The sequence below is a fragment of the Ensifer sp. ENS10 genome, assembly GCF_014852025.1.
In the GTDB taxonomy this organism is placed as follows: Bacteria; Pseudomonadota; Alphaproteobacteria; order Rhizobiales; family Rhizobiaceae; genus Ensifer.
Window position 1 is genome coordinate 65,537 of the sequence record NZ_JACVAS010000014.1, and the last position, 25,873, is coordinate 91,409.

Annotated in this window: 28 protein-coding genes and 1 pseudogene; 21 read left to right on the top strand and 8 right to left on the bottom strand. The window is 60.0% G+C overall.

Annotation, left to right across the window (positions count from 1 at the left end; translation table 11 throughout):
* Positions 1-151: 151 nt before the first annotated feature.
* The gene (gene rpsU, locus IB265_RS32380) at positions 152-382 is read left to right on the top strand and encodes a 30S ribosomal protein S21 (RefSeq protein WP_057249963.1); all 231 of its coding nucleotides are present in this window, start codon (positions 152-154) and stop codon (positions 380-382) included.
* Positions 383-551: 169 nt separating this feature from the next.
* Here the strand turns inward: rpsU and IB265_RS32385 are convergent.
* Positions 552-879, bottom strand: a pseudogene (locus tag IB265_RS32385) (LysR substrate-binding domain-containing protein); the annotation flags it as partial.
* 368 nt (positions 880-1,247) lie between these two features.
* Between IB265_RS32385 and IB265_RS32390 the strand changes: the two are divergent.
* A complete protein-coding gene (locus IB265_RS32390; RefSeq protein ID WP_113738003.1) occupies positions 1,248-1,721 on the top strand; it encodes a YbhB/YbcL family Raf kinase inhibitor-like protein in 474 nt (157 codons plus the stop codon).
* A gap of 364 nt (positions 1,722-2,085) precedes the next feature.
* Here the strand turns inward: IB265_RS32390 and IB265_RS32395 are convergent, their stop codons facing one another.
* Positions 2,086-3,792: an adenylate/guanylate cyclase domain-containing protein gene (locus IB265_RS32395; RefSeq protein WP_057249959.1), complete on the bottom strand. Its 1,707-nt coding sequence runs from the start codon at positions 3,790-3,792 to the stop codon at positions 2,086-2,088.
* A 61-nt stretch (positions 3,793-3,853) separates the two neighbouring features.
* Here IB265_RS32395 and IB265_RS32400 point away from each other — a divergent pair, with 61 nt between their 5' ends.
* Positions 3,854-4,075, top strand: coding sequence for a hypothetical protein (locus tag IB265_RS32400; RefSeq protein WP_057249957.1), 222 nt, complete (start codon positions 3,854-3,856; stop codon positions 4,073-4,075).
* Positions 4,076-4,305: 230 nt separating this feature from the next.
* On the opposite strand, the gene IB265_RS32405 is transcribed toward IB265_RS32400, so the two are convergent.
* Positions 4,306-5,244: a LysR family transcriptional regulator gene (locus tag IB265_RS32405; RefSeq protein WP_057250148.1), complete on the bottom strand. Its 939-nt coding sequence runs from the start codon at positions 5,242-5,244 to the stop codon at positions 4,306-4,308.
* Between the two features lie 124 nt (positions 5,245-5,368).
* Between IB265_RS32405 and IB265_RS32410 the strand changes: the two genes are divergently transcribed.
* The 12 genes from IB265_RS32410 (at position 5,369) to IB265_RS32465 (ending at position 17,684) form a co-directional block, all read left to right on the top strand.
* Positions 5,369-6,415: an aromatic ring-hydroxylating dioxygenase subunit alpha gene (locus IB265_RS32410; RefSeq protein WP_192495790.1), complete on the top strand. Its 1,047-nt coding sequence runs from the start codon at positions 5,369-5,371 to the stop codon at positions 6,413-6,415.
* Between the two features lie 12 nt (positions 6,416-6,427).
* The gene (locus IB265_RS32415; protein WP_112996725.1) at positions 6,428-7,528 is read left to right on the top strand and encodes an FAD-binding oxidoreductase; all 1,101 of its coding nucleotides are present in this window, start codon (positions 6,428-6,430) and stop codon (positions 7,526-7,528) included.
* A 58-nt stretch (positions 7,529-7,586) separates the two neighbouring features.
* Positions 7,587-8,696: a histidinol-phosphate transaminase gene (gene hisC, locus IB265_RS32420; protein WP_309140550.1), complete on the top strand. Its 1,110-nt coding sequence runs from the start codon at positions 7,587-7,589 to the stop codon at positions 8,694-8,696.
* 117 nt (positions 8,697-8,813) lie between these two features.
* On the top strand, positions 8,814-10,778 hold the full coding sequence (locus IB265_RS37505) for a DUF2817 domain-containing protein (RefSeq protein ID WP_082615802.1): 1,965 nt from the start codon (positions 8,814-8,816) through the stop codon (positions 10,776-10,778).
* Positions 10,779-10,857: 79 nt separating this feature from the next.
* Positions 10,858-11,655, top strand: coding sequence for a transporter substrate-binding domain-containing protein (locus tag IB265_RS32430; RefSeq protein ID WP_192495791.1), 798 nt, complete (start codon positions 10,858-10,860; stop codon positions 11,653-11,655).
* 98 nt (positions 11,656-11,753) lie between these two features.
* On the top strand, positions 11,754-12,461 hold the full coding sequence (locus tag IB265_RS32435) for an ABC transporter permease (RefSeq protein ID WP_057249949.1): 708 nt from the start codon (positions 11,754-11,756) through the stop codon (positions 12,459-12,461).
* A 3-nt stretch (positions 12,462-12,464) separates the two neighbouring features.
* On the top strand, positions 12,465-13,151 hold the full coding sequence (locus IB265_RS32440; protein ID WP_192495792.1) for an ABC transporter permease: 687 nt from the start codon (positions 12,465-12,467) through the stop codon (positions 13,149-13,151).
* A 49-nt stretch (positions 13,152-13,200) separates the two neighbouring features.
* Complete coding sequence (locus IB265_RS32445; protein ID WP_192495816.1) at positions 13,201-14,328, top strand: S-(hydroxymethyl)glutathione dehydrogenase/class III alcohol dehydrogenase; 1,128 nt, start codon at positions 13,201-13,203, stop codon at positions 14,326-14,328.
* 110 nt (positions 14,329-14,438) lie between these two features.
* Positions 14,439-15,014 carry an S-(hydroxymethyl)glutathione synthase gene (gene gfa, locus IB265_RS32450; protein ID WP_192495793.1) on the top strand — a complete coding sequence of 192 codons (576 nt, stop codon included), beginning with the start codon at positions 14,439-14,441 and terminating at the stop codon, positions 15,012-15,014.
* 56 nt (positions 15,015-15,070) lie between these two features.
* Positions 15,071-16,519, top strand: coding sequence for an FAD-binding oxidoreductase (locus tag IB265_RS32455; protein ID WP_192495794.1), 1,449 nt, complete (start codon positions 15,071-15,073; stop codon positions 16,517-16,519).
* Positions 16,520-16,686: 167 nt separating this feature from the next.
* Entirely contained in the window at positions 16,687-17,148 is a 462-nt protein-coding gene (locus IB265_RS32460; RefSeq protein ID WP_210334656.1) for an FAD-binding oxidoreductase, read from the top strand.
* Positions 17,149-17,381: 233 nt separating this feature from the next.
* On the top strand, positions 17,382-17,684 hold the full coding sequence (locus tag IB265_RS32465) for a hypothetical protein (protein WP_192495795.1): 303 nt from the start codon (positions 17,382-17,384) through the stop codon (positions 17,682-17,684).
* A gap of 306 nt (positions 17,685-17,990) precedes the next feature.
* On the opposite strand, the gene IB265_RS32470 is transcribed toward IB265_RS32465, so the two are convergent.
* The 3 genes from IB265_RS32470 to IB265_RS32480 form a co-directional block, all read right to left on the bottom strand.
* Positions 17,991-18,500: an Hsp20/alpha crystallin family protein gene (locus IB265_RS32470; protein WP_057252218.1), complete on the bottom strand. Its 510-nt coding sequence runs from the start codon at positions 18,498-18,500 to the stop codon at positions 17,991-17,993.
* Positions 18,501-18,599: 99 nt separating this feature from the next.
* Positions 18,600-19,061: an Hsp20 family protein gene (locus tag IB265_RS32475; protein ID WP_057252217.1), complete on the bottom strand. Its 462-nt coding sequence runs from the start codon at positions 19,059-19,061 to the stop codon at positions 18,600-18,602.
* Between the two features lie 198 nt (positions 19,062-19,259).
* Positions 19,260-19,442: a hypothetical protein gene (locus tag IB265_RS32480; RefSeq protein WP_162770959.1), complete on the bottom strand. Its 183-nt coding sequence runs from the start codon at positions 19,440-19,442 to the stop codon at positions 19,260-19,262.
* On the opposite strand from IB265_RS32480, the gene IB265_RS32485 reads away from it, so the two are divergent.
* The 5 genes from IB265_RS32485 to IB265_RS32505 all read left to right on the top strand — a co-directional run bounded on the left by IB265_RS32485 (position 19,422) and on the right by IB265_RS32505 (position 23,579).
* Positions 19,422-19,736 (top strand): co-chaperone GroES, encoded by a 315-nt coding sequence (locus IB265_RS32485; protein WP_057252225.1) that lies wholly within the window; start codon positions 19,422-19,424, stop codon positions 19,734-19,736. The genes IB265_RS32480 and IB265_RS32485 overlap by 21 nt on opposite strands.
* 55 nt (positions 19,737-19,791) lie before the next feature.
* Complete coding sequence (gene groL, locus IB265_RS32490) at positions 19,792-21,420, top strand: chaperonin GroEL (RefSeq protein WP_192495796.1); 1,629 nt, start codon at positions 19,792-19,794, stop codon at positions 21,418-21,420.
* 324 nt (positions 21,421-21,744) lie between these two features.
* Positions 21,745-21,963, top strand: coding sequence for a hypothetical protein (locus IB265_RS37875; RefSeq protein ID WP_375293103.1), 219 nt, complete (start codon positions 21,745-21,747; stop codon positions 21,961-21,963).
* A 165-nt stretch (positions 21,964-22,128) separates the two neighbouring features.
* Positions 22,129-22,692, top strand: a complete 564-nt coding sequence (gene petA / locus IB265_RS32500; protein WP_192495818.1) for a ubiquinol-cytochrome c reductase iron-sulfur subunit — start codon at positions 22,129-22,131, stop codon at positions 22,690-22,692.
* A 641-nt stretch (positions 22,693-23,333) separates the two neighbouring features.
* Positions 23,334-23,579 (top strand): hypothetical protein, encoded by a 246-nt coding sequence (locus IB265_RS32505; protein ID WP_057252214.1) that lies wholly within the window; start codon positions 23,334-23,336, stop codon positions 23,577-23,579.
* A 402-nt stretch (positions 23,580-23,981) separates the two neighbouring features.
* Here IB265_RS32505 and IB265_RS32510 read toward each other — a convergent pair whose 3' ends face one another.
* Positions 23,982-24,140, bottom strand: coding sequence for a hypothetical protein (locus IB265_RS32510; protein WP_192495797.1), 159 nt, complete (start codon positions 24,138-24,140; stop codon positions 23,982-23,984).
* 513 nt (positions 24,141-24,653) lie between these two features.
* Between IB265_RS32510 and IB265_RS32515 the strand changes: the two genes are divergently transcribed.
* Positions 24,654-24,875 (top strand): hypothetical protein, encoded by a 222-nt coding sequence (locus tag IB265_RS32515; RefSeq protein WP_057252211.1) that lies wholly within the window; start codon positions 24,654-24,656, stop codon positions 24,873-24,875.
* 506 nt (positions 24,876-25,381) lie between these two features.
* On the opposite strand, the gene IB265_RS32520 is transcribed toward IB265_RS32515, so the two are convergent.
* Positions 25,382-25,621 (bottom strand): hypothetical protein, encoded by a 240-nt coding sequence (locus tag IB265_RS32520; RefSeq protein ID WP_309140551.1) that lies wholly within the window; start codon positions 25,619-25,621, stop codon positions 25,382-25,384.
* Positions 25,622-25,873: the final 252 nt, after the last annotated feature.

The window sequence follows — 25,873 nt, forward strand, 5'->3', positions numbered from 1 at the left end:
TGTGGCACTTGCTCCATAATTTCGCACCTGACCCGGTTTCAGCGTCGCCTCGCTTTACATCTTAGAAAGCTCGAATTCCTGCGAACTGTGAACTAGGAATCAGCTCGAAAACTTGTAAGTTGAGCGACCTTTTCCAACCTACGAGCGGCCAATGCAGGTTCTAGTACGTGATAACAATGTCGATCAGGCGCTCCGCGTTCTGAAGAAGAAACTCCAGCGCGAGGGCATTTTTCGTGAAATGCGGATGCGCGAGGCTTTTGAAAAGCCCTCGGTTAAGAGAGCGCGCGAGAAAGCCGAGGCGGTGAGCCGCCAGCGCAAGAATGCCCGCAAGCAAATGCAACGCGAAGGCCTGCTCCCGTCGAAGCCGAAAAAGAGCAGATAGCTTGATGAACGCTCAAGGCCGCCGCTGTGACGGTGGGGTAGAGCGCGCCCCTCAATTTACGAACGCGCACCTTGGTTGAGTCTCCACCCCCTGCGGAGGCTCAACCATTTTAAGCCGCACGATGATAGTGTTCTGGCTTCCACCAGCGCTCGAATATCAGGCGCCGCCCTCACCTGCCCGGGCGCGTCAGCGACCGGGCAATGTCGATGATGTCGTCCGGTCTTCCTTGTTCCAGGCAACCCCAAGCCCGATCTTCAGATCGACGCCACGCACGGGCCCGAGCTCGAAGTTGCGGTTCGGAAGATCCTTCGTCCATTCCGGTGCAAAGCCGATGCCAAGGCCTGCCGAGACGAGCGACACCAGCGAGAAGGTGTCGTCGCAGAGGCGATGTTGCCGGTCAGACCATGGGTCTCGAACATCTCGGAGAAATAGCGTTCGCTGTAGGAGAGGTTCTGACGGGAAAAGGCGATGATCTTTTCCGAGCGTAGATCCTCGATGTCATCTGAATGAACCATTGACAAAAATCCTGATGTGAAGGGATTCGAACCGTAAACCCGCAACTGCAAGGAGCTATTTGCGCTCCCACCATATGTGGGGCGTTGGCATCATCGTCCATCCGATATCCTATGATAACGTCCTTTATCATCGACAGACGTTCGCGCAAATTTTGCTGACACTCGCAGGCAGCGTGTAGATATAGGTCGCTATAGAATTATGCTGAAACTGGTTGCGGGTCGACATCCTGGACATCGTGCGCCAATAGGCCGATGCTGTCGTTGGTCTGGAGGCGCCCACAGATTGCGTGGGCACGGGTATATCGTGCGTGCGGCAACGAAACGGTTTCTTGAACTCGCCGAGGCTCCATATGGCGTTCACTATCGCATCGCCCGCCTTTAACAATGGCGGAACCATTCCCAGGCTTTACACCTGCGAAGGGCAAGGTATTTCCCCGCCTCTCGAATGGACAGACATCCCGACCGGAACCAAAAGCCTTGTATTGATCGTCGACGACCCGGACGCGCCGGATCCGGCCCATCCGAAAATGACCTGGATACACTGGATTGTTTTCAATCTGCCCCCCGATCTGAAGGGGCTTGTGGAAGGGATTTCGCAACTGCCATCAGGCGCTCAGACAGCGAGGAATGGGTGGAACAGCAATGCGTATGGCGGCCCTTGTCCTCCGATCGGTGTGCACCGCTACTTCTTCAAGCTCTATGCACTCGATGACCGGCTCACCCTATCGGCGGCGGCTAGCAAGGACCAAATCGAAGCGCAAATGCGCGATCACATCATTGCCGGAACCGAGCTAGTCGGCACCTATGGCAAAACAGGGAAGTGACCGATATGCGGACCGATGTACTCGAACAAACCTTGTCGCCGATTGATCAAGATGGAGTGGGGTAGTGCGGACTACGATCTGACCGACGTCAGAACTGCGAACCTCAGCGATAACGTTGATGCTTTGATGCTGGGCCCTCCGCGAATGCTTACATTGCTGTCGTTCAAGATCGCATAGCCAAGATTGAGCAGTCAATTTTGGGATTTTGGCTCGTGAGCTGGCACCCGCCTTGCATCATGGTGGAGATGACCCCGTAGCAATGAAGACAGGATGCTTTGCGAAACTGCGATCCAGACCGCCGTTCTCGCGCAGCGCATATCCGTTGATCAAGTCCTCGAACGCGTCGGGATTGCCCCCACCGCTATCACATCTCCGGCAGGCCAGCCTTTCGGAAGCCGTCGACAAAGTGGTCTCGTACAGATGCATCGCGCAGCGGCTGGGAGCTGAGCCAATGGCTGATCGTGAAATGAGGGTGGGTGATCAGGAACAATTCTGCTTCTCGCCGCGCCTCCTCACGGTGGCCCAACTGCGCAAGCGAAGCAGCCAGGAATTTGCGTGAGTTGGTACGATACGTGTCTTTCCTGCGGAGTGTAGCGGTTGCCGCCTCATAGTCACGCGCGGCGTATTGCGCCTGCCCAAGATGACAAAGATACCAGCAGGTTGGATAGGGATTGAGCCGCAGAGCTTTTTCGATCTGCGCTAGTCCGTCGGCAACCCTGCCGTCCAGCACGGACATGTCCGACATGGCGGCCCAGGTGTCGGCGTGGTTGGGGTCCAGCTCCAGGGCCTTGGCGAAGGCGGCCTCCGATTCCTCCCATCGCCGCTCATAAGCCAAAATGGTCCCCAGAACGTAACGGCAGCCGGCATCGTTGGGATCTAGGTCGACCGCCTTCTGCGCGAACATCGCCGCCATCCGACGGTTAGGATCTTCGGGCTCGCCGAAATGAGTCCAGGCAAGCCAACGGTTATAGGCGAGCAGACCGAGCGCCTCGGCATATGATGGCTCGAGCTCAACCGCGCGTTGGAGCAGCATATAGGCCTCACGCTCAGTTTGCGGCGACTCTTCCGTCAGGAGGCGGGCGCGCACGCACAGATCGTACGCCTCAAAGTTCTTCGGCCGATTGCGCTGCGTCGGGATGCTCAGCCGGCCGACGAGGGCTTCAACGATCTTCGCGTTAACTTCATCCTGTAATTCGAAAACATCTTCCACCGTCCTGTCAAACCGGTCGGCCCACAAGTGCTGGCCGCCAAGCGCGTCGATCAATTGGGCATTGATGCGGACACGGCCCATTGCGCGTCTGGCGCTCCCCTCGAGGACGTAGCGGACGCCGAGCTCCTGGGCGACCAGCCGTACGTCGACCGGCTTGCCCTTGTAGCCGTACACGGAATTGCGCGCGATGACGAACAGGCCAGCCGTACGGGAAAGGTCGGTGATCAGGTCTTCGGTCAAGCCGTCGACGAAAGGCGCGTCCGCTTCATCCCCACTCATATTCGTGAACGGCAATACAGCGATCGAGGGACATTCGGGCAGCGGCAATATGCTCTGCAGCGCATCCGGCCAATGCCACACGTGGACCGGGCGAGTCAGGTTCTTTAGGTAGCGTTCGCCTGCATCAAAGAACCGCTCGCCGATCTTGCCGACGATCTCGCCGTGAACTTTGGCTGAAATGCAGATACCTCCCGGTGCGGCCTGCGTCTCCAGGCGCGCCGCGACATTGACGCCGTCGCCGAGGACGTCTGAACCGTCGTCAATGACATCTCCCAGATTGACGCCTACACGCAAAAGCAGGCGCCGGTCTCCGGAAGCCTCAACAGCAGTGGTGGCCCGTTGCATTTCCAACGCTGCTGTGACCGCGTCCACCGCGCTAACGAATTCGATTAAGAATCCGTCGCCCATGAGCTTGAAGATGCGACCGTTGTGGCGCATCACAGCCGGCTCGATAACGCCAGAACGGAGTTCCCTGAGGTTCGCCAGCGTTGCGACTTCATCAGCCTCCATCAGGCGTGAATATCCCACCACATCGGCAACGACGATGGCGGCAAGGCGACGCTGAAGAGACTGATCCGTCATGTGAGGACAAGCCTAACGACCGAGTTCGTAAGTTATTGTTCGACCGCGGGTGAGTCAACAAATGGTCAGAGGTAATGTCCAGGCGATCTCCACCTCCATCGAGCCGTCATCCTTCTTTGTGACCGACGGCGTCGAAGTGGACAACACGGAAATGAGTATCCACGGAAAGCGGACGGTTCTTGAACGCCTGGTGACGGGCGGAGAGCGGGGGCTTTCGGCGGAAGTGCCCAGTTCTGTTCGCGAAATTGCGTTCCGGGGGAGACCCGAACTGCAACTGCGCTAAGTCGGCATTTCTGACCAACTCTCCAGATGCGGCCAGTCTCCTTCCGGCCCAATTGAGACGCTCGGGTCGCACTGACCAAGTATCAGCTCCTGACGCTCCTCGGGCGTTCAGATCACTCGACGAGCGGAAGCCGGCAGCACGGATGTCTCCTATCCCTCTCCTTGAACGCAATCGAACCGCCCACCACGCCCCAGCCGAGGGCAGACAAGACTCTTATTGAGACTAAATTCTCATGTTAGCCGGTTCGAACGAGGGCCTGGATCTGACATTTGGTCTTGCTGTCTAGCAACCCCAAGCAACCATTTGTGAAACTTCTGTCCAAACGGCTTTTCGAGGGCGGCTCGATCCCAGGCGAGATAATAGCTTTCGGGCAGTTTCATACGAATGTCGAAGGGCACAACCAGAGATCCAGAGGCGATCTCATCCTTGATCATGGAGACTTGCGCAAGAACGAACCCCCTGCCGTTCACGGCCGCGTCGATCGCACTGCTCGACAAGGTGAAGGAGAGGCCGGAGAACTTCTTAGCCCCATCGGCGTGCACCAGGGTTGCCCAGTCGTTCCATTGCGGAGAAGCCTTGTAGTCCGCCTCCCATTCCACATGGAGGAGCGGAAACGTCAGGATGTCGCGCGGCGTTTCAAGGCTGCGTCCGGCGAGCAGCGTCGGCGAGCAGGCAGGGACCATCCAGTCCGTGAACAACGTGGCTACGTGCTCATGCACATAGGAGCGCCGGCCGTAGGTAATACGGAAATCCACTTGATCGGCACCGATGCGAGGCTCCTGTTCCTGCCCGAGAATGCGGACGCTCGATTCCGGACAGAGCGTTTGCCAGTCGAAGATCTTGCGATTGACCCACTTGTTGGCGACCGACGTCAGCGCGCTCAGAACGATCCCGGTCTCGTTGCGCGCGCGGGTGAGAACATTGGCAGCATGGGAGAGCTGCTGGAAGCCTTTGGCGACTTCCCGATAGTACAACCGGCCCCAGGAAGAAAGCTCAACGCGGCGTCCGCGCCTTTCCAATAGCGTCAGGCCAAGACAGTGCTCCAGGTTTCGCACCAACTGGCTCACGGCGCCCGGCGAGACGCCGAGGTCCTCCGCCGCAGCTGTGACAGTGCCACATCGTCCGATCGCCTCAAAGGCCTGCAAGCCGCGCAAGGACGGGTTCGGCATCGTAAAGCACTCCTTCAGCCATTCGCTCCAATTTAGAAAATCTAAAAAAGAACGCAGGCGCTGGCAACTTGTTGGCACGTAAAAAACGTCGAACATTCGCTTAACAAAACGCAAGGAGAGCGAAATGTTTCTCAAGAACGCCTGGTATGTCGCAGCCTGGGATCACGAGGTCGACCGCGAGTTGAGGCCCGTCACGATGCTCGGCGAAAACATCGTCCTCTACCGAAAGCAGGACGGTAAGGCCGCCGCGCTCGAGGATGCCTGTCCCCATCGCAAGCTGCCGCTCTCCATGGGGCGCATCAAGGGCGACGACGTCGAATGCGGCTACCATGGCCTCACCTTCGACTGTTCGGGCATCTGCACACGCGTGCCGGGGGCCGAGCGGATCCCGCATGTCGCCAAGGTGCGTTCCTACCCGATCCATGAGCGATACGGCCTGCTTTGGGTCTGGATGGGAGATGCCGACAAGGCGGATCCGAAGGATATCTTTGAGGTCGAGCATTTCGGCGACCCCGCCTGGGGCATCAATCGCGGCGAGTCGATGACGCTGAACTGCAATTATCTCTACATGACGGACAACCTACTCGATCCGTCCCATGTCGCCTGGGTCCACCAGTCGTCCTTCGCCAGCTCCGCCTGCGAGGAAACGCCGCTTGAGACGACCGTGAAAGATGACGGCGTCACCGTCTGGCGCTGGATGATCGATTCCGAACCGGCCCCGTTCTATGCGCCCTTCCTGCTGTTCAAGGGCAACACTGACCGCAAGCAGCACTATGAGGTGCGCTATCCGAGCAACGCGATCATCAAGGCTATCTTCGCCCCCGCCCACACCGGCGGCGAAGGCCGCGCGCTGCCGGAAAATACATTCCTGATGGACAGCTACAACTTCATGACGCCGGTCGATCAAAACCGGACCAAGTACTACTGGTTCCAGATGCGCAACTTTGCGCCTGATGACGTCAAGGTTTCCGAGAGTTTTGCTAAGTCCGTGCGCGGCGCTTTCGAAGAGGACCGCGTCGTTCTGGAAGCGGTTCATCACGGAATGGCGAACCAGCAGACACCGAATCTCGACCTGAAAATCGACGTCGGCCCGATGCGCTTCCGGCGCAAGCTGGCTCAGTTGATCGCCGCCGAGACGAAAACCGATCCCTCCAGCGTCGCAGCCGAGTAGGGAGCGGTCCGGATGCTCGATGCAGCCGCCTCGCGCTTCCGTCCCTTCGAAGTCATCTCGAAGGTACGCGAAAGCGCCACCATCACCTCTTTCCGCCTTGCCCCACTCGAACACCAGCACTGGCGGTCGTTCGAGGCGGGACAGTTCCTGACGATGCGTGTTCCCGATCGCAAGGGCGGGCATGTCCTGCGCAACTACACCGTCTCGTCTTCCCCACGCGAGGAGGGAACCTACCGGATCACCGTGAAGCGTGAGGCCGCACCGGCACAGGATTTGCCTGATGGTCTGAGCTCCTGCTGGCTGCACGACCAGATCGAGCCGGGTGCGGTCGTCGAGATCGACCCGCCGCGCGGCGCCTTCAAGCTCGACAGCGCGAGCGCCCGGCCCGTCGTCCTTCTCTCTGGTGGCGTCGGGCTGACGCCGACAGTTTCGATGCTCGATGTGCTGGCGAGGGACACCAACCGCCCGGTCTGGTTCATCCATGCCTGCGACAGTGCAGCCGTCCACGCACTGCGGGACGAGGTCGAACATCTCGCCGCTCTCAGGCCCGGTATCACCGTGCACTACTGCTACCGTTTCGCCGAAGGCGCCGATCTCACGGTTGCCCGCTGCCATTCAACGGGCTTCCTGACGCGCGCCACGCTTCAGAGCCTTTTGCCGCTCGACGACTACGACATCTACATGTGCGGGCCGCCACCTTTCATGCAGGCGCTCTACAGCATTCTGACCGGCCTCGGGGTGCGTAAGGAGCGCATCGCCTACGAGTTCTTCGGGCCGGCGAGCCTGTTGACGGAGACCGCTCAGACCGCGCAGCGATCGAAAATGGCTTCCACCCCCAAGCCAGTGATCGACGGTGAAGCCCCCTGCGTCGTCCTTCACAAATTGGGCCTCAGCCTTACCTGGGACAGCGCAAGCGACTCCATCCTCGCGTTCCTGGAAGCGCAGGGGATCGAGCCGGAATTCTCCTGCCGGGCGGGCGTCTGCGGCACCTGCGAGCAGGGCCTCGTCTCAGGTGAAGTCGACTACTTCGAGGAGCCTCTCGATCAGGTGCCGGACGGCCGGGTGCTGCTCTGCTGCACCAGGCCAAAGTCCTCGATCGTGCTCGATCTCTGACTGCACTGTCCGAATGGCCGTGGCGCCATCCAGATGTCCAAGCTTTGAAGGAAGATCCGTGACGAAACCGCTTCATACCGAGCTCCCGCTCAATCCGCATGTGGCCGGCCTTCCGCCCTACAACGCGGGCATGAACATCGCTGCGGCGCGGCGGCAGAGCGGTCGGCAAGACATCGCAGCACTTGCCAGCAACGAGAACCCGGACGGCTGTTCACCGCGTGTCACAGCCGCGCTCGCAAACCTTGAGCCCTCCCGCTACTCCGACCCCGCCTGTACGGCGCTGCGGGCGGTGCTCAGCCAAAAGCTCGGCGTTTCCCCCGACCGGATCGTCGCCGGGAACGGCTCGGAGGAGATGATCGCCGCAATCTGTCGCGCCGTGCTGCGTCCCGGTGCATTCGTGGCAACGGTCTGTCCCGGCTTTGGGCTGCACGAGATCGAGGCGCTTGCCAATGGCGCAAGCGTCGAGAAGGTCGGTATACGGCCGGATCTCGATTTCGACATACCGGCGATCATCGCCATGCTCGAGCGCGGGCCGGCGATTTTCTTCCTCTCGTCCCCGTCCAATCCGGTCGGTCCGGCGCTCGATCACGAGGGGCTGACGCGCATTCTCGCGGCAGTCAGGCATGAAACGCTTCTCGTGCTCGACGAGGCGTATTTCGAGTTCACGGACGAAGACACGCCCGACGGCCTTGCCGCGCTCTCGGCGACGAACCTCTCCTGGGTGGTGCTCAGGACTTTTTCCAAGGCCTATGGGCTTGCAGGCCTGCGGGTCGGTTATGCCGTGACATCCGATGTCCGGCTCGCCCGGGCGGTGAGCGCCGCCAAGACGCCGTTCAACGTCAATGCCGCCGCGCAGGTCGCAGCCGTCGCAGCGCTTGCCGACGAAGCATGGATGCGGTCTTCGGTCGCGAGGTTGAAACACGAGAGGGCGCGCGTCGCCGACGCTGTGGCCGCCATGGGGCTTTCGACGGCCAGGTCGCAGACGAACTTCCTGTTCATCGATGTCGGGCGGGAAAGCCCGATCGCGTTCGATCACTTCCTGTCAAAGGGGATCATCGTCAAGCCATGGAAGGAGGAAGGTTACGACACCTTCATCCGTGTGACGATCGGCACTCCCTTGGAAAACGACCGCTTTCTGGATGCGCTTCGCAGCCTCGCCAGGCCGTGACGGCTGCCGCGCGCGCTTCAAGCCAAAACACAAAAAGGGGGTCTGGCACGGCCTCAAGGGAACGAACAAATGAGCGGAAACGCAAGCCTGTCCAGAGCAAACCGGGAGCCCCATCGCATGTCCCCTTCAGCGCCATCCGGCCTTTTCACCGGTGACTTTTCCGCCTTGCGCGCTCGATTTCTCGCCGCCGCGCGCACCGCTGGCGCTAGCCTGGTCGAATATTTACACCCGTTGCACGGTCCGAAGGGAGAGCGCCTAGCGACTGACGTTGCCTATCTCGGGCGCAACGATGCTGAAAAGCTGATGGTACTGATCTCCGGGACGCATGGCGTCGAAGGTCCCTTCGGCTCGGCCTGCCAGAGCGCGTGGCTTTCGCAGAACTCTCCCTGGAAACTTCCTGACGATACCGCCGTTCTGGCGATCCACCTCATCAACCCCTGGGGCACGGCATGGGCGCGCCGTGTCAACGAAGACAATGTCGATCTCAATCGCAACTTCATCGACTGGCGAAAGGCGCCGCCGAAGAACGAACGCTACGCCGCATTGCACAGGGCCCTGGTCTGTCGCGCCTGGGACGGCCCGGAGCGTGACGCAGCAATCGAAGCATACGAAGACGCCAAGCGGAGGCTCGGTGGCTACGCCGGCATCGCTCCGATTGTGGAAGCGGGACAATACGACTTTCCGGACGGCCTGTTCTATGGCGGCGACGGTCCGGTCTGGTCGAACCGAACCCTGATCGAGATCCTGTCGACATTCGCACAGAAGGCGGCCGAGGTTGTCATCTTCGACCTGCACACAGGCGCAGGGCCTTACGGCTACCCCGCCCTCCTCTCGGTCGCCGAGAGCGAGCACGCCGGTCTGGAATGGGGCCGACGCATCTTCGGTCCCGCGCTCTCGGTCGTCGTTACCGGGGAGGATGCGACGACCGATACCGGCATCGCCGCGACAGCCACAGGCTACGTCTCGGCCGCCGTGTGCGGTGCGCTGCCGAAGGCGCGCGTCCTGCCGCTGGTCGTCGAATGCGGCACCCTCGACGGCGCCACAGTCTCGGATGCGGTCCAGGCGGACAATTGGCTCCACCTATTCGGCAAGATCGACACGCCGCTCGGCGACCGGATCAAGAAGGACCTGTGCGCCGCCTTCATTCCCGAAGACGCCGACTGGCAGCGCGCCTGTCTTGAGGCATCCTTGCGCCACTTCGACCGAGCCTTTGCCGATCTCAAGGCATTAGGCGGTGCGCGACCGGAAAAATCCGTGCCCACCGCAGCCGCGGTCATCGTCGTCGCCCATCCGGAGTCCGGCGGCCCAAGGCTTGGCGAAAGACCGGCGATCGAGGTGCACGACATCCACAAACGCTTCGGCCCCCTCTCCGTGCTCAACGGCGTCAGCGTCTCTGCACAGCCGGGTGAGGTCGTGTCGATGATCGGCTCTTCCGGCTCGGGGAAAAGCACCTTCCTGCGCTGCATCAATCTGCTCGAGCAACCGAACGACGGGCGCATCGTCATCGACGGCGAAGAAATCCGCATGAAGAAGACGCCGGACGGCGGTGCTGCGCCAGCCGACATCCGCCAGGTCGAGCGCATCCGCTCGCGCGTCGGCATGGTATTCCAGAACTTCAATCTCTGGCCGCACATGACGGTCCTCGAAAACATCGTCGAGGCGCCGATGCACGTCCTGAAGGAGGGACGACAAGCGGCCGTCGATCACGCCCACGCCCTGCTGAAGAAAGTCGGCCTTTCCGACAAACATGCCCAATACCCCGGGCAGCTATCCGGTGGCCAGCAGCAGCGTGCCGCCATCGCCCGCACGCTCGCCATGCGCCCGAAGCTCATTCTCCTCGACGAGCCGACCTCAGCACTTGATCCCGAGCTGGTCGGCGAAGTCCTGCGCGTCATCCGGCAACTGGCCGAAGAAGGAAATACGATGATCCTCGTCACGCACGAAATGCAGTTCGCGCGCGAGGTCTCGCACAAGATCCTCTTCCTCCACCAGGGAAAGGTGGAGGAGGAGGGTGCCCCGGCGGATGTCTTCACCAACCCGCGCTCCGAACGCATGCGCCAGTTCCTGGCCCGTACGCTCTGACAGCCCGCCGTCATCACCCGTCCGGGGCCCTCCCCCGGAACGGGGGCCAACAAGAATGCTCAGCAAGGGGAACCAAAACATGAAGCTGAAAAGTCTATTGCTCGCCACGATCTTCTCCACCGGCCTCGCCGCGGCCCACGCAGCCGAAGGAGAATTGTCGATCGGCACGGAAGGCGAGTATCCGCCGTGGAGCATGGCCGACGCCGCCGGCAACGTCACCGGTTTCGATGCCGACGTAGGAAACCTGCTCTGCGCAAAACTGGAAATGAAGTGTCACTTCGTTGTGCAGGCCTTCGACGGCCTCATTCCGGCGCTGAGGGCCAAGCGTTTCGACATCATCATTTCCGGCATGTCGATCACCGCCGAACGCAAGAAGCAGATCAACTTCTCGGTCGGTTATGCGGAACTCGCCAACATGTTCGTGGTCAAGAAGGATTCCGATCTTGCCGGCGTCAAGGACATCGAGACGCTGCTGACATCGCTCGACGGCCGTACGGTCGGTGTCCAGGCTGGCACGACCCATGCGCACTTCATGGAAAAGCGGGCCTCGTCCGCGGTCCTGAAGACCTATGACACGCTCGACCAGATGCAGATCGATCTCGCCAGTGGCCGCGTCGAGGCCGCATTTGCCGATTCATCCGCCCTTCAGGACTTCCTCGGCCGCCCCGACGGCAAGGACTTCCAGTTCGTCGACGTCAAGGTGCTGAGCACCTTCGACCCGACACTCGGCGAGGGCATCGGCGTCGGTATCTCGCAGGAGAACACCGACCTGAAGGCCCGTATCGACAAGGCGCTGTGCGAACTGGTCGCCGACGGCTCGATCGGCAAGGCAAGCCAGACCTGGTTCAAGACGGACATCTCCCGTCCCTGCCAGTAACGGCAACAGCACCCTCCCGGGAGAACGAAAGGCCGGAAGGTCGATCCTTTCTCGGGAGGCTTCATCCGACAGGACAAGGCATAGGTTGGGCGGGCTCGATGGAACTTGGACTTTGGCAGGTATGGGAAGGCGGCTGGATATCGGCAATCCTGCGCGGCGCGGCAATCACCATCGCCCTCGGCATGGCGAGCATGGCCTTTGGCGCCGTCATCGGCGTTGGTTGTGGCCTGATTAAATGGGCCCGGATTTTCCCGCTGACACTGGCAGTGGATTTCTACACGTCGGTCGTGCGCGGCGTGCCGGAACTTCTGATCATCTATCTCCTCTTTTTTTCCTCCGTCGAGTTCGTGGCCCGAGTGGCTGCGGCGTTCGGCTACGAGGGACTGGCCGGCAACGGTTACGCCTTCACCATCGCGGTCGTCGCAATCGCCGCCATATCGGGGGCCTATTCGACAGAAGTCGTGCGAGGGGCGCTGGCAGCCATTCCGAGCGGGCATATCGAGGCGGCGCGCGCACTCGGGATTCCCGGCAGGCGGATCTTTCGCCGCATTATCGCGCCGCAGATGCTGCGGATCGCCGTTCCCGGCATGAACAATGTCTGGCAGACCACGATCAAGGACACCGCGCTCGTCTCCGTGGTCGGCCTGCAGGAATTGATGAGAGCCGCGTTTGTCGGCGCGGGCTCCACCCGCCATCCCTTCATCTTCTATTTCATCGCCGCTCTCGTCTACCTCGCAATCACCTTGGTCAGCCAGGGTGGTTTCGACTGGATCGAACGCATTCTGCGCCCCCGTACGAGGAAATAGGTCATGGATTTCGAACTCGTTTTCCTCGCAGTTCCGACCCTCGCCAAGGGACTGTGGCTCACCGCGATCCTGACGATCACCTCGGTCGCCATTGGCTTTAACCTCGGCCTGGCGCTTGCGGTCATGCGCCTGTCAAAAAACAGGGCCATGAGCAGTTTTGCCAAAGGCTACAGCACCGTTTTTCGCGGCACGCCCCTGCTGGTACAGCTCTTCCTCTTCTACTACGGCCTCGGCCAGCTTTCCTTCGTTCGGGACAATCCTGTGCTCTGGTGGGTCGTCGGTGATGGCGCCCATTGCGCCGTCATGGCACTCGCGCTCAACACCGCTGCCTATACATCGGAGATCTTGCGGGGCGGCCTCATGTCCATTCCGGCAGGGCTCGTCGAAGCGGCACAAGCCTGCGGTATGTCGCGGCTCCTGCGCTTTCGCCGGATCACGTTTCCCCTGGCCATCCGGCAAGCCTTGCCAGCCTATGGCAACGAGCTTGTCCTCGTCGTCAAGGGAACGAGCCTCGCCTCCACCATTACCGTTCTGGAGATCACCGGCCATGCAAAGCGGTTGATGAGCCAGACCTACGCAATCCTCGAAATATTCGCCATCGCTGGCGTGCTTTATCTCCTGATCAACCTGTTGCTGATCACGCTCGTGCGGCTTCTGGAAGCCCGTCTTACACGCTACCTGCCCCGATAGGCCTGACCGCCTGAAATAACTGAAAACCTTGAACAGGAAGAGGAATATGATGGATGTACGTGCCGCCGTTGCCGTTCAGGCAGGCAAGCCGCTTGAGGTCATGACGGTTCAACTCGAAGGCCCAAAGGCCGGCGAAGTGCTGATCGAGGTCAAGGCCACCGGCATCTGCCACACGGACGACTTCACGCTGTCGGGCGCCGATCCGGAAGGCCTGTTCCCGGCCATCCTCGGCCATGAGGGTGCCGGCATCGTCGTCGACGTCGGCCCGGGCGTCACCTCGGTGAAGAAGGGCGATCACGTCATTCCGCTCTACACGCCCGAGTGCCGCTCCTGCGCGTCGTGCCTGTCGCGCAAGACCAACCTGTGCACCGCGATCCGCTCGACCCAGGGCCAGGGCCTGATGCCGGACGGCACCTCGCGCTTCTCGATCGGCAAGGACAAGATCCACCACTACATGGGCTGCTCGACCTTCGCCAACTACACGGTGCTGCCCGAGATCGCCGTTGCCAAGGTCAACCCGGACGCACCCTTCGACAAGATCTGCTACATCGGCTGTGGCGTCACCACCGGCATCGGTGCGGTCATCAACACAGCCAAGGTGGAGATGGGCGCGACCGCGATCGTCTTCGGTCTCGGCGGCATCGGCCTCAACGTCATCCAGGGCCTGCGTCTCGCCGGTGCCGACATGATCATCGGCGTCGACCTCAACAACGACAAGAAGGCCTGGGGCGAACGCTTCGGCATGACCCACTTCGTCAATCCGAAGGAGGTCGGCGACGACATCGTCCCCTATCTCGTCAACATGACCAAACGTGGGGCCGACCAGATCGGCGGCGCCGACTACACCTTCGACTGCACCGGCAACACCAAGGTGATGCGCCAGGCGCTCGAGGCCTCGCATCGCGGCTGGGGCAAGTCGGTCGTCATCGGCGTCGCTGGCGCCGGCCAGGAGATCTCCACCCGGCCATTCCAGCTCGTCACCGGCCGCAGCTGGATGGGCACCGCCTTCGGCGGCGCGCGCGGCCGCACCGACGTGCCGAAGATCGTCGACTGGTACATGGAGGGCAAGATCGAGATCGATCCGATGATCACCCACACCTTGGCCCTCGAAGACATCAACAAGGGCTTCGAGCTGATGCATTCCGGCGAAAGCATCCGCAGCGTGGTGGTATACTGAGCGCGAGTTCAATACCGCTTTCAGACGGCAGTGCATTGATCGCACCGCGAGATTGACGGTGTTTGAGATCGGCCGGGCATCTCGCACCGGCTATGAAGGAGGAGAAGCCCATGCCGAGTATTGCAATACATCCATCGGTGGACAGCGGGTTCAAGGCGACGGACGCGGCCTTTGCCGGGGGTACGCTCGTCTGCAACTGCACAAACAATCCGGTGAAGGTCCGTGTCAAGGGTGACATCGCTCACAACCACGCCTGCGGCTGCACCAAATGCTGGAAGCCCGACGGCGCTGTCTTCTCAGTCGTCGCTGTGGCACCGACCGCCAACGTCGAGGTGCTCGAAAACGGCGACAAGCTCTCGGTAGTGGACCCGGCGGCGCTCATCCAACGGCATGCCTGCAAGGACTGCGGCGTGCACATGTATGGACCGGTCGAGCGCGACCACGCCTTCAGGGGCCTGTCTTTCGTACATCCTGAACGTTTCCAGGAAACGGGCTGGGCGAAGCCCGGCTTTGCCGCCTTCGTCTCCTCCATCATCGAGAGTGGCTATGATCCTGCCGGAATGGACGGCATGCGCGCCCGGTTACGCGAACTGGGCATTGAACCCTATGACTGTCTCAATCCGGTTCTGATGGATCTCATCGCCACCTGGACGGCGAAGAAGAGCGGTGCGCTCAAGTCAGCCTGAACGCTCTGCCGCAAGCATCTCAACATCTTCCGACATCCACCAGCAGGTCGCATCGTATGGATTGCCTAAAGCCCGAGTTCAAAGCCGAAATTCGCAGGATTGTCGGTGACGGAAATCTCAAGGACGGAGAGGCTCTTTCCTCGGTCGATCACGGCGTTGCACCGGAAAATCTCGGGGCCGGCACCGTGGTCTTTCCAAGAACGACCGCGGAGGTTGCTGCAGTCGTTGAATGTTGCCTTGCCAACGGGGTCCCACTCGTCACCCATGGGGGACGAACAGGCCTCGTGGGCGGGGCGGTGTCCAAACCGGGGGAACTCGTGCTTTCGACTGCCCGTCTCAATCGCATCCTGCATATATCGCCAGTCGAGCGCGTTGCCGTGGTGGAAGCCGGCGTGACGCTGCAGGCGCTGCAGGAAACGGCCAGCGAGTACCGGCTTGAAACGGGGATCGATTTGCCGTCGCGCGGCTCGGCAACGATCGGGGGTATGGCGTCGACGAATGCCGGAGGTATTGCCGCCTTTCGCTACGGGGTCATGCGCCATCGCATTCTCGGCCTGGAGGCCGTGCTTGCGGATGGCTCGGTCTACTCAGACCTCACACGGGTCGTGAAAAACGCCGCCGGCTACGATCTGAAGCATCTTTTCGTGGGGGCTGAAGGCACACTCGGCATCATCACGCGCATCGCCGTCAAGCTTGAACCCCAACCGCTTGCCACCGCTACCGTGCTCTTCGGTCTACCGTCTGTGGACGCCGCGCTCGAGACGGTCCGCCGAGGGCTCGACGCGCAGTACGGTCATCTCCGCGCGGCAGAAGCGATCTGGAACGCCTATTTCCGCCTGACATCGGGCCATCATCGCTGGTCGGTTCCGGACTACAGCGCCGACCATCCAATAAACCTTCTGGTCTCGCTGGGCGGGCCCGAGGAAGGAGTGTTGCAAGCGGAGCTGGGGCGCATTTACGAAGGTGTCATCGAGGATCATCCCGACGCTTCGGCCGTGATTGCCTCTTCGGTCGCACAGGAGGCGGATCTCTGGCGGCTGCGCGAAGACACCGACCTCATCTACCGAAAGCATCCGGGCGCGCCATCCTATGACGTCTCGGTCCCTCTTTCGGAAGTCGAAACCTATGTCGCTCGCTCCGTTGCCAGCCTGAAGCAGCTGGATTCGGCGTTTGACCCATATGTGTTTGGCCATCTTGCCGACGGAAATCTACACATCGTCCTCAACGCGGCGGGCAGTGAAGTGTCAGGTGAAAAGGCAAGAGCTGTCGAAGAGGTGCTCTACAGGGACATTGCCGCGATCGGTGGGTCATTCTCTGCCGAACATGGGATCGGCCTAAAGAGGATGGGCTCCCTATTGGTCAATTCAGACCCGGTGAAGATTTGCCTGATGCGACGGATCAAGAACACGCTCGACGCTGCGACGCTGCTGAATCCGGGAAAGGTGGTTCGTGCGGGCGCCGGTTTCGCGGGATGCTCCGAAGTGGGCGCCGCAGACCCGATCTAAGACAGCTCTACCGCATCAGCTTTACTTGCCCGTCATCGCGACAGTTCGCGACGTGTAATGTCCGCCTGCTGCCTCAGCCATTCGCGCAGCAGAGAGAACCCCTTGAGACCGCTTGAGGTCTTTGGTGCAATGAGACTGTAGCCCATGCCGACGTCGAGTTGGACGGGGTGAGCCTGCAGCATTACCGGTCTTTCAATTTCAAGCTCAACCGCGCTTTCCTCGACGATATCCGTCAACGCCTGCCGAAGTCGGAGACGCGAAAGAACGGCCACCCTGTCGGCGTTCGTGACCCCCTGCTTCCGGCCAATGATGCAGATATGCGTGCTTGTCTAGCCCGGCTGAAGAGGGCCCTCCCCTCTCAGCGAAACATTCAGATTGTCGAGCGGTGGGCTGGCGGCATAGACGTCCTGCCGGATGGCATACCGGTGCTGGACGCGCCGACCACGCCGAGCGGCCTGATGATCGCGACCGGCTTTTGCGGTCATGGTTTCGCATTGGGGCCGATCGTCGGCAAGATCTTGGCGGACTGGCTTACCACTGGCCAGCCGGGATCAACCTGCATGACCTCCGCCTGTCGCGCTACGCCGAACGCGACGTCAAATCACCGCATTCGCTTTTCTGAAAAGTGATGTCATCAAAGGCATTTGCGCAATGAGCGATGCGGATCGTCAACAGCCAGATCGGGCCAGAACAGAAAGGTCACGGAAGCCTGAACTGAGCACGCCGATAAGCACCGCTCATGCCGGCATGATACCTACTTATTTGCGCCGCAGCATGTCGCAACATAGGCTTTCCTCATAGCCCGCAAGCAAGACGGGCACTGCGACGGGTACGTCAAATCTGTCTCCAGAGAGGAATTTCCATGTTCAGACAACGCATGTTTCTGGCAGCGACGACGCTTGCCTGTGGTTCGGCGGCCGGCGCGGCGATCGCCACCGAACCGCTTTCGGTGATGAGTTTCGGCGGGGCTTATCAGGAAGCGCAGCGCAAGGCGGTGTTCAGCGCCTATGCGGAAGAAACCGGTCGTCCGGTCTCCGAGCAGGAGTACGATGGCGAGATCGCCAAGATCAAGGCGATGATCGACAGCGGCAACACGACGATCGACGTGGTCGATGTCGACGCGCCGACCCTGCTTCAAGCCTGCGACGATGAACCCCTACCCTAAAACCGGCGGGATGCACTTCAGTTAGGATCTCCCGGTTGTGCATCAATCGCTCGTGCGCTTAATCCCTCGCCGAGTGCTTGCTTCTGTCCGCCGCCTGCCGGAGTGTGCTTCGCCGCAATCGCGTTGAATGGCGGCATCGGATGACAACCATCTCGAAGGGGCCGAAACGCAACCTCCGTTTCACTGACCGCGAAGGCCCAGATGTGGCGCAAAGTAGACCTCTGGCTGGCTGGGTGCTCACTTGCTCCACGACGCGAATAACCAGCCGGGCACGTCCGCACCCGGCTGGCTTTATAGCGGTCGAGATTATTTGGTGCTGTCGATGGTGATCCGCTTGACGTTGGCTCGCGCCTTTTCTGTCTTCGGTAGTGTCACGGTGAGCAGACCGTTCTTGAAGTTTGCGGCGACCCTGCCCTCCTCGACCTGGCCGCCGAGGGACAGTCGCCGTTCGAAGCGCCCGTAGTAGCGTTCGCTGAACCGGCGATCCTTGTCCTCGGTTTCTGATTTGCTTTCGCCGCGAAGTGTCAGCATGCCGTCGTCCAACAGCACTTCGATGTCGTCTGGATCGATGCCCGGAACCTCCGCTAGCACACGGATCTCGTTGTCATTCTCCTCGATCTCCACGTGCGGCCACGAACCACGGAAGGGCGATGGCCCACCGAACGACGATGGCGGGGCGAAGCCGCGGAAGACTTCGTCGAACAGACGGTTGACATTGCGATGTAGCGACAGAAATGGATCCATCTCATCACCGCGATAGCTGCTCGGGAGCTGGCTGCTGCCACGGCTCCACGGGATCAGGTCACGTACATTCATGACTTCATCCTTTCTTCGGTTTCTTTGCCTCCTTTTGGGCGCAACTTCTTTCCTTCGGCGTTTCGGCAACTGGCGAGGGTCGAACAGCGAGCGCCCGTGCTAGGCTGCTTCGTCGCCTTCGATCTGCTTCGAAGCTGGCTTCGCCATCTCGGTGTGGATGGCGATCCGACGCGGTTTCATCTCCTCGGGTATTTCCTTCTTGAGATCGATGACGAGCAGGCCATTTTCGAGCTTTGCGCCCTCGACGATCACGTGATCGGCGAGCTCAAATTTGCGCGCAAACGGCCTTAGAGCGAGGCCGTGGTGGAGGTACTGTACCTCCTCATCCTCGGACTTCGCGCCGTTGACTACTAGCATGTTCGATTCATGGGTGATCGTCAGTTCGTGCTCTGCAAAACCCGCCACCGCGATGGCAATGCGGTATGCATCTTCGCCAAGTTTGGCGATGTTATAGGGTGGCCAGTTGTCAGCGTTGAGGCTGGCGTTTTCCAGCAGGTCGAAGAGGCGATCGAAGCCGACGCTCGACCTGTAGAAGGGGGAAAAGTCGGGGTTTGTTCTCATAGCTATATCCTCCGTAGAGCAACATAGGTACGAGGGAGCGCCAAGAAGCTTGGGCTCCCTGACTAGTGTCAACCCACTTGGGCGTCGACAAGAATAAGGTGGGGATCATGATGCCTTGCGTCAAGAGGCAGCCATACCCTCCAAACCGCCAGCGACGTGAAATACTCTCCTGAATTCAGGCTGTTAGCACTCAACAGGCTAGAGTGCTAAAAAATTTTTGGTCCTCTCTTGAAACTCAAAAAACAGGAACCAGATCGAAATGCGCGCGATGCCGAAAGGCTCGGCGTCCCGCGTCGGCTTCGCTCCGAATGCGGCGCGGAACACTTGTTGAAAAATCTGGTTGTCGATGAGGAGAGCGAAATGACGTTCCGTCCCTTGCATGACCGTATCCTGGTTCGCCGCATCGGGGCCGAGGAAAAAACGGCCGGCGGTATCATCATCCCAGATACGGCAAAGGAAAAGCCACAGGAAGGTGAGGTCGTTGCCGCTGGCCCTGGTGCGCGCGATGAAAGCGGGCAGCTGCGACCGCTCGAAGTGAAAGTGGGTGATCGCGTCCTGTTCGGCAAATGGTCGGGCACCGAGATCAAGCTCAATGGCGAGGATGTCCTGATCATGAAGGAATCTGACGTGATGGGCGTAATGGAGGTCGACGCCGCAGCGAGAAATGCGGCGTAGCGCCGATTCGGACCTATGTCAGACAAGGAATGCTGACTGAGGAAGGAGTAGAAAAATGGCTGCCAAGGAAGTGAAATTTCATTCCGACGCCCGCGAAAGGATGCTGCGCGGCGTCGACATCCTCGCCAATGCCGTCAAGGTTACGCTCGGTCCGAAGGGCCGTAACGTGGTGATCGACAAGTCATACGGCGCGCCCCGCATCACCAAGGACGGCGTCACTGTCGCCAAGGAGATCGAGCTTGAGGACAAGTTCGAGAATATGGGCGCGCAAATGGTGCGGGAGGTTGCCTCGAAGACAAGCGACATCGCTGGTGACGGCACCACCACCGCAACCGTTCTCGCCCAGGCGATCGTCAAGGAAGGGGCGAAGGCCGTGGCGTCGGGCATGAACCCGATGGATCTCAAGCGCGGTATCGACAAAGCTGTCGAAGCTGTGGTCGAGGAACTGCGGCGGAACGCCCGCAAAGTCACCAGGAACGACGAGATCGCCCAGGTTGGCACCATCTCGGCCAATGGCGACACCGAGATTGGCCGCTTCCTCGCAGAAGCGATGGAAAAGGTCGGCAACGAAGGGGTGATCACCGTCGAGGAAGCCAAGACCGCGGTGACGGAGCTGGAAGTCGTCGAAGGCATGCAGTTCGATCGCGGTTATCTCTCGCCGTATTTCGTCACCAACCCCGAGAAGATGCGGGTTGAGTTCGACGAACCCTACATCCTGATCCACGAAAAGAAGCTATCGAACCTGCAGACATTGCTGCCGGTTCTCGAAGCGGTCGTTCAATCTGGAAAGGCGCTGCTGATTATCGCCGAGGATGTCGAAGGCGAGGCGCTGGCGACGCTTGTTGTCAACAAGCTGCGCGGCGGCCTGAAGGTGGCTGCCGTCAAAGCGCCGGGCTTCGGCGACCGCCGCAAAGCGATGCTGGAGGACATCGCGATCCTCACTGGCGGAACTGCGATCTCTGAAGATCTGGGCATCAAGCTCGAGAACGTGACCCTCAATATGCTTGGCCGCGCCAAGAAGGTCGTCGTCGAGAAGGAAAACACGACGATCGTCGATGGCGCTGGCTCGAAGACAGAGATTGAGGGCCGCGTTTCGCAGATCAAGGCGCAGATCGAGGAAACCACGTCGGACTACGATCGCGAGAAGTTGCAGGAGCGGCTGGCCAAGCTTGCCGGCGGCGTCGCCGTCATCCGCGTCGGCGGCTCAACCGAGGTTGAGGTGAAGGAACGCAAGGACCGCGTCGACGACGCCATGCATGCCACGCGGGCGGCCGTCGAGGAGGGCGTGTTGCCCGGCGGAGGCGTCGCTTTGCTGAGGGCCGTCAAGGCACTGGACAACACGCAGACCGAGAATGCCGACCAGAGGCACGGCATCGACCTTGTTCGCCGAGCGATCGAGGCGCCGGTGCGCCAGATCGCCGAGAACGCGGGTGCCGAAGGCTCGATCATTGTCGGCAAGCTGCGCGAGAAGACCGAATTTGGCTATGGCTGGAACGCGCAAACGAACGAGTTCGGTGATCTTTACGATCAGGGCGTGATCGACCCGGTCAAGGTCGTTCGCACCGCGCTGCAGGACGCCGCCTCGGTCGCCGGCCTGCTGATCACCACCGAGGCCATGGTCGCCGAGAAGCCGAAGACGGATGTACCGCTCCCGCCGATGCCGGCAGCCGGCATGGGCTTCTGACTGCAATGATAGGTCCGCGCCCCCCACGGGGCGTGGGCTTTGGATAGACTTGTGAAGTAAGAGATGCATTGCGCTTGAATCGGCGCGGCGTTTGTCGAACTGGTGCTGGTTTGGCAGGAGCCAAAATCGTGACTCCGGGGGGCTTTACCCAAGCCTCGCCCGTGCACCGAAGGAGGAACTTAAGAGTTCGGGCCCAAAAATGACCACGCGTTCGTCGAAATACGTTGGCGTATTCGCCTCACTCGTCCTCATACCTGCGCCGCTTCCCGCGGCGCGGCCGCAGTCGGCGATGTCGGCGGCACTCAACCCTCGCCCGCTGATGTCTTGGAGGACGTCACGCCGGCGATCGTCAACATTGCAGTGAGGTCTCGCGCTTCCGCCGAAACCAATCCTCTTTACAACGATCCCTTCTTCCGTCGCTATTTCAACCTGCCTGAGCAGCAACAGCGGCTGAGCGCAGGCTCCAGCGTCATTGTTGACGCCGGCAGAGGCTATATCCTCACCAATCATCACGTCGTCGCGGACGCCGACGAGATTGGGTAACTTTGAAGGACCGCCTGGGGTCACAAGTTCCGACGTTCCAATACTCACGATGGCGATGTAAAATTGTGAGCCATTCTTACATCTGGGCACCTCGGAGGTTGCCGGGAGAACTGCTTGTCTCCCCTATCCCCCAGGGCGAGCAAGGCTTGGCAGGGCCGCAGCATGATGGCTATGGATGAGACGCGAGAACCCACCCGACGCGATTTTCTCTATCTGGTGACAGCCATGTCAGGGGTAGTGGGTGTTGGGGCCGCCTCCTGGCCATTCATCGATCAGATGCGTCCTGACGCGTCGACGCGCGCGATGGCCTCTATCGAGGTGGACGTATCTACGCTCGTCGAGGGTATGTCACTGACCGTCAAATGGCGCGGTCGCCCGGTTTTCATTCGCAACCGCACCCAGAGGGAGATCGGGGCGGCAAGGGCGACCGCGCTTGACGATCTCAAGGACCCCTTGGCTCGGAATGCCAACCTTGCCGATGATCAGCACGCGACCGATGTTGCCCGCTCTGCCGGGGAGGGGAAGGAGAAGTGGATCGTGATGATCGGGGTTTGCACGCATCTCGGCTGCGTGCCTCTAGGGCAGGCGGGTGATTTCGGAGGCTGGTTCTGCCCGTGCCACGGATCGCACTATGATACTGCCGGTCGCGTCCGCAAGGGGCCCGCACCGGAGAACCTCGCGATCCCCCGCTTCGAGTTCATCTCCGAATCTGTTGTCCGGATCGGATAAGCCGCGCAAGGGCAACAATCGCGACCATCACGTTTGTCGAGTCGCAGATCCGGTTATTCCGCGGGACGCCGCGACGGTTCTGTTGCCCCAAATCGCTGCACATCAGGGACAGGCTCGGGAAGGTCACTCAGGCGGCTAATACGTGATCGAACCACCAAGGGCAACGCCATTTTCACGACGGCTGGTTGGCTGCCCTTTGCGACTGGCCTCATGTCGGTATTCCTTCCTTATTCACTCGACTTTTTGTTGTGGCCGCCCTTGCCGTCGTTATCGGCATGGTTGCGCCTTCGTTCTGGACTCTGACTATCTTTGTTCCATCTAATTTTAGGGGTTTCTCATTGATCGACGTTGAAAAAGCAAGCGTGGCTTAGGACTGCGAGGTCAACGGCTCGACAAGTCGGCTCTCACCGTGACAGGCAGCAGATGTCCGTCCTTGTCGATTTCCGGGGAGCCCATCCGAGCCTCCGTTCACCACCGATGACGAGCGATATGGCAGATGGACGGCGTACACCGACAATGAGATCTCGCGACGACGGCCAACACTTATTTAGCCATATCCGACCACCCGTCCAGCAGGCTGAAATCACAAATCTCTCATGTACCGAGAATATGAGTGTTGCACGTCAACACATGGGGTACCGATGCGAGAAACGAAGCTTCGCGAGACCGAAACCATCTCCGAAACGATCAAGGAACTGGCAGTCCTGAGTATGAAGCCAAAGGCCCTGATTGAGGCCGTCAAGGCCAGGCACCCAAGTGCTTCGAAAAAGGACATTGCCCGAGCTGCGTTTCTCACCATCATTCTGTCTGCGGAGTATGCCTCAAAGGAAACCCAAGCCCTCCACGATCTTGCGAGCGAGACCTCGGATGGAGAAAGCTTTGGATGAGCGGGCGTCACCGGAAGCAAGAGAGCAACTTCCCTGGCTGGTGACTTGACTTGCGTGATCGGCAACATACCCATTGACCGAAGGGCGCAACCTCGCATCAGGCGATGGTGAAATATCCCTTTTGGACGGCGGTTGTCGCATCCATGCTTGCGCCGCGTTCATCTCCGATGAAACCGCGGACCGCTCTAAGGTCGCGGGCGTTCAGATGGAGTTCATACGTGGTCTCCGGCGCTTTCTTCCACTGCTGGCAGGAACGAGATGTTCTCACCGTCGCCGAGTAGAACCCCGGGGGTATACTCAGTCCGTCGATGTGAACGTCACTTTCCGCTATGAGACCTATAATCCTTCCTCGGCTCGGCAATATTTTAGACCCCTGGCGGTTCAGAACGGAGCGATGTTGCATTATTCGACGGCGCACCAGTCGCGGATATGTGAGATTGCGAACCGCATCTGAAGCCCGCGGTAGTCTACGACCAACTTGTCCGCTTCCCGACGCATGAACTTGGCGACGTAGTTGCGAACCACACCCGCTTCGTCGACCACTTCAAACACGTATGTCATCGCCTGGCCCCCTAAAGATTGAGGGGTTATATTCCATTCTGCTTGAGTGAGACTTACGCCTGCTGATTTCGCCGCCCATCTGGGTTTCGCTCCGACGATCGCCATTGCCTCGGATCTCACCACCTTCTCGAGCTCTTCCCGGTTGTCTCTAAACGGGCGTTTCGGCGAACGCCGATCCACGCGGCTGTCCAGAGTAGCCCTAATTGATTAGTTACTGTCCATAAAATCTTATTGATTTCGTGACGAGCAATTGCAATCATATACTTGAAATTGCGCACCAGAAAAGCACAAGTTAAAGATGAGATCGTGCTGGTTTTATTGCCGCGCAATTCCTCCATTTTCATTCGCGCGCATGGCTTGGACCTCCGTACAGGTGCGGAGGTTCAAGCGCATTGAGGGGCGGTGAATAGCAGTATCTTCGGGCCGTGGCCCAGCCTTAGAAAGCTCTTGATTTCACAGCTTGTGAGTCCGGCCAGAGTCCGCATAGGGTTCTTGTTCAGAGGGGCGGTGGCAATGTGGAAGACGGATTGGCCAAAATCGGCGGTGACCTCAGAAACGATTGTCGTGCTTCGCCGGATCTTGCGAGACTGGTGCGACGAGCGCGGTCATCGCGCCGATAGTCAGGAAGGTGGTCGAACTGCCAAATCTCTGATCGACTGGTATGAATTCGGCGTGACCGACGAAGACGAGCTGGCGAGGCTGATCCGCGACGACATCATTATTGCTGAAGCCTAAATCGTGGCTGCCATGCGGAGCGCTGTTCAGGACCTTTTGATGGGAGTACTTGGCTGGACCGCATGGCATCAAGCCAGCAGGGACGGGAAGTTCCACTGGCGACGCTGGCGCAAAGGTGACTGGGAAATCCGCGAAATGACAGCGGACGAGCAGGACGACGCCCTACGCGGCATCCAGCTGACGATCCGTTGTCCACCATACGCTCATAGACCCGAGACAAGGATCAGCGCGAGCGACTAAAGTCCCTCATCGGGAATTGAAGCCACTGGGCGATAAAAGAAAAGGCCCCAGATCCGAAACGGGTAGAATCCAGGGCCTTCCATCTGAGCGTTCGACTTCACAGACGGCGCCATCTACGGCTGGACCGTCGCCGGTTTTCAAGCTCTAACACGTCAGAATTTTGCCGCTGCGAGCCCCGGGCCCTCGATCCGAGTCCGATCTCGGATCTTTGGGCGGTCATTGCCAGCGCTTCGCGGCTACATCGGGGTGGCGGCCGTTTTTTAGGATCACTTGCCGGCCCCGGACGCGTCTATGTCAATTTCGCTACCAATTCCGCAGACTCGGAAAATGGAAAGTTTACGTCCGCTTTGGCTTGCCTGGTTCGCAAGTAGCAAGACGCGAATGGGGAAAATCGTAGCCGCACGGTTCGCATCGGAAAGCTTACGGTCATCACTTTTCTCGATCCTGTTTTCGGCTTCGCCGAGTGCCGCTGAAAGGTCGCTATGCGATAAAATACCCTTCTGCATCAGCGTATCGGCAAGACATGCGACCCCCATGATCAAACCTTGAAGCTGTAAACGGCAACAAGCCGTGCAGGGCTCGTGGGAGCACGAATCTGTCCGCCCCTAAGGCGAGTTCCACGCATAAGTTTGCGAACGGCAGCATTGCGCCGCCATCTCTGCCGTAGAGACTTGCTTGGCCGCTTCCAGAAAGCAGACGTCGCTAGCGACAAGGTCAGGCGACTGGATTGCGCCGCCAGAAGCGGACACAGGAAACTG

What these genes read in the sequence shown, in the direction of transcription:
- IB265_RS32470 (WP_057252218.1), bottom strand. Translation starts at nt 18,500, where the DNA reads ATGAATGTACGTGACCTGATCCCGTGGAGCCGTGGCAGCAGCCAGCTC.
- IB265_RS32480 (WP_162770959.1), bottom strand. Translation starts at nt 19,442, where the DNA reads ATGCAAGGGACGGAACGTCATTTCGCTCTCCTCATCGACAACCAGATT.
- IB265_RS32445 (WP_192495816.1), top strand. Translation starts at nt 13,201, where the DNA reads ATGGATGTACGTGCCGCCGTTGCCGTTCAGGCAGGCAAGCCGCTTGAG.
- IB265_RS32520 (WP_309140551.1), bottom strand. Translation starts at nt 25,621, where the DNA reads ATGCAGAAGGGTATTTTATCGCATAGCGACCTTTCAGCGGCACTCGGC.
- petA (WP_192495818.1), top strand. Translation starts at nt 22,129, where the DNA reads ATGGCTATGGATGAGACGCGAGAACCCACCCGACGCGATTTTCTCTAT.
- IB265_RS32505 (WP_057252214.1), top strand. Translation starts at nt 23,334, where the DNA reads ATGCGAGAAACGAAGCTTCGCGAGACCGAAACCATCTCCGAAACGATC.
- IB265_RS32485 (WP_057252225.1), top strand. Translation starts at nt 19,422, where the DNA reads ATGACGTTCCGTCCCTTGCATGACCGTATCCTGGTTCGCCGCATCGGG.
- IB265_RS32465 (WP_192495795.1), top strand. Translation starts at nt 17,382, where the DNA reads ATGTTCAGACAACGCATGTTTCTGGCAGCGACGACGCTTGCCTGTGGT.
- IB265_RS32440 (WP_192495792.1), top strand. Translation starts at nt 12,465, where the DNA reads ATGGATTTCGAACTCGTTTTCCTCGCAGTTCCGACCCTCGCCAAGGGA.
- IB265_RS32410 (WP_192495790.1), top strand. Translation starts at nt 5,369, where the DNA reads ATGTTTCTCAAGAACGCCTGGTATGTCGCAGCCTGGGATCACGAGGTC.
- IB265_RS32415 (WP_112996725.1), top strand. Translation starts at nt 6,428, where the DNA reads ATGCTCGATGCAGCCGCCTCGCGCTTCCGTCCCTTCGAAGTCATCTCG.
- IB265_RS32430 (WP_192495791.1), top strand. Translation starts at nt 10,858, where the DNA reads ATGAAGCTGAAAAGTCTATTGCTCGCCACGATCTTCTCCACCGGCCTC.
- rpsU (WP_057249963.1), top strand. Translation starts at nt 152, where the DNA reads ATGCAGGTTCTAGTACGTGATAACAATGTCGATCAGGCGCTCCGCGTT.
- IB265_RS32405 (WP_057250148.1), bottom strand. Translation starts at nt 5,244, where the DNA reads ATGCCGAACCCGTCCTTGCGCGGCTTGCAGGCCTTTGAGGCGATCGGA.
- gfa (WP_192495793.1), top strand. Translation starts at nt 14,439, where the DNA reads ATGCCGAGTATTGCAATACATCCATCGGTGGACAGCGGGTTCAAGGCG.
- IB265_RS32475 (WP_057252217.1), bottom strand. Translation starts at nt 19,061, where the DNA reads ATGAGAACAAACCCCGACTTTTCCCCCTTCTACAGGTCGAGCGTCGGC.
- IB265_RS32390 (WP_113738003.1), top strand. Translation starts at nt 1,248, where the DNA reads ATGGCGTTCACTATCGCATCGCCCGCCTTTAACAATGGCGGAACCATT.
- IB265_RS32515 (WP_057252211.1), top strand. Translation starts at nt 24,654, where the DNA reads ATGTGGAAGACGGATTGGCCAAAATCGGCGGTGACCTCAGAAACGATT.
- groL (WP_192495796.1), top strand. Translation starts at nt 19,792, where the DNA reads ATGGCTGCCAAGGAAGTGAAATTTCATTCCGACGCCCGCGAAAGGATG.
- IB265_RS32395 (WP_057249959.1), bottom strand. Translation starts at nt 3,792, where the DNA reads ATGACGGATCAGTCTCTTCAGCGTCGCCTTGCCGCCATCGTCGTTGCC.
- IB265_RS37505 (WP_082615802.1), top strand. Translation starts at nt 8,814, where the DNA reads ATGTCCCCTTCAGCGCCATCCGGCCTTTTCACCGGTGACTTTTCCGCC.
- IB265_RS32455 (WP_192495794.1), top strand. Translation starts at nt 15,071, where the DNA reads ATGGATTGCCTAAAGCCCGAGTTCAAAGCCGAAATTCGCAGGATTGTC.
- IB265_RS32510 (WP_192495797.1), bottom strand. Translation starts at nt 24,140, where the DNA reads ATGACATACGTGTTTGAAGTGGTCGACGAAGCGGGTGTGGTTCGCAAC.
- IB265_RS32400 (WP_057249957.1), top strand. Translation starts at nt 3,854, where the DNA reads ATGGTCAGAGGTAATGTCCAGGCGATCTCCACCTCCATCGAGCCGTCA.
- IB265_RS32435 (WP_057249949.1), top strand. Translation starts at nt 11,754, where the DNA reads ATGGAACTTGGACTTTGGCAGGTATGGGAAGGCGGCTGGATATCGGCA.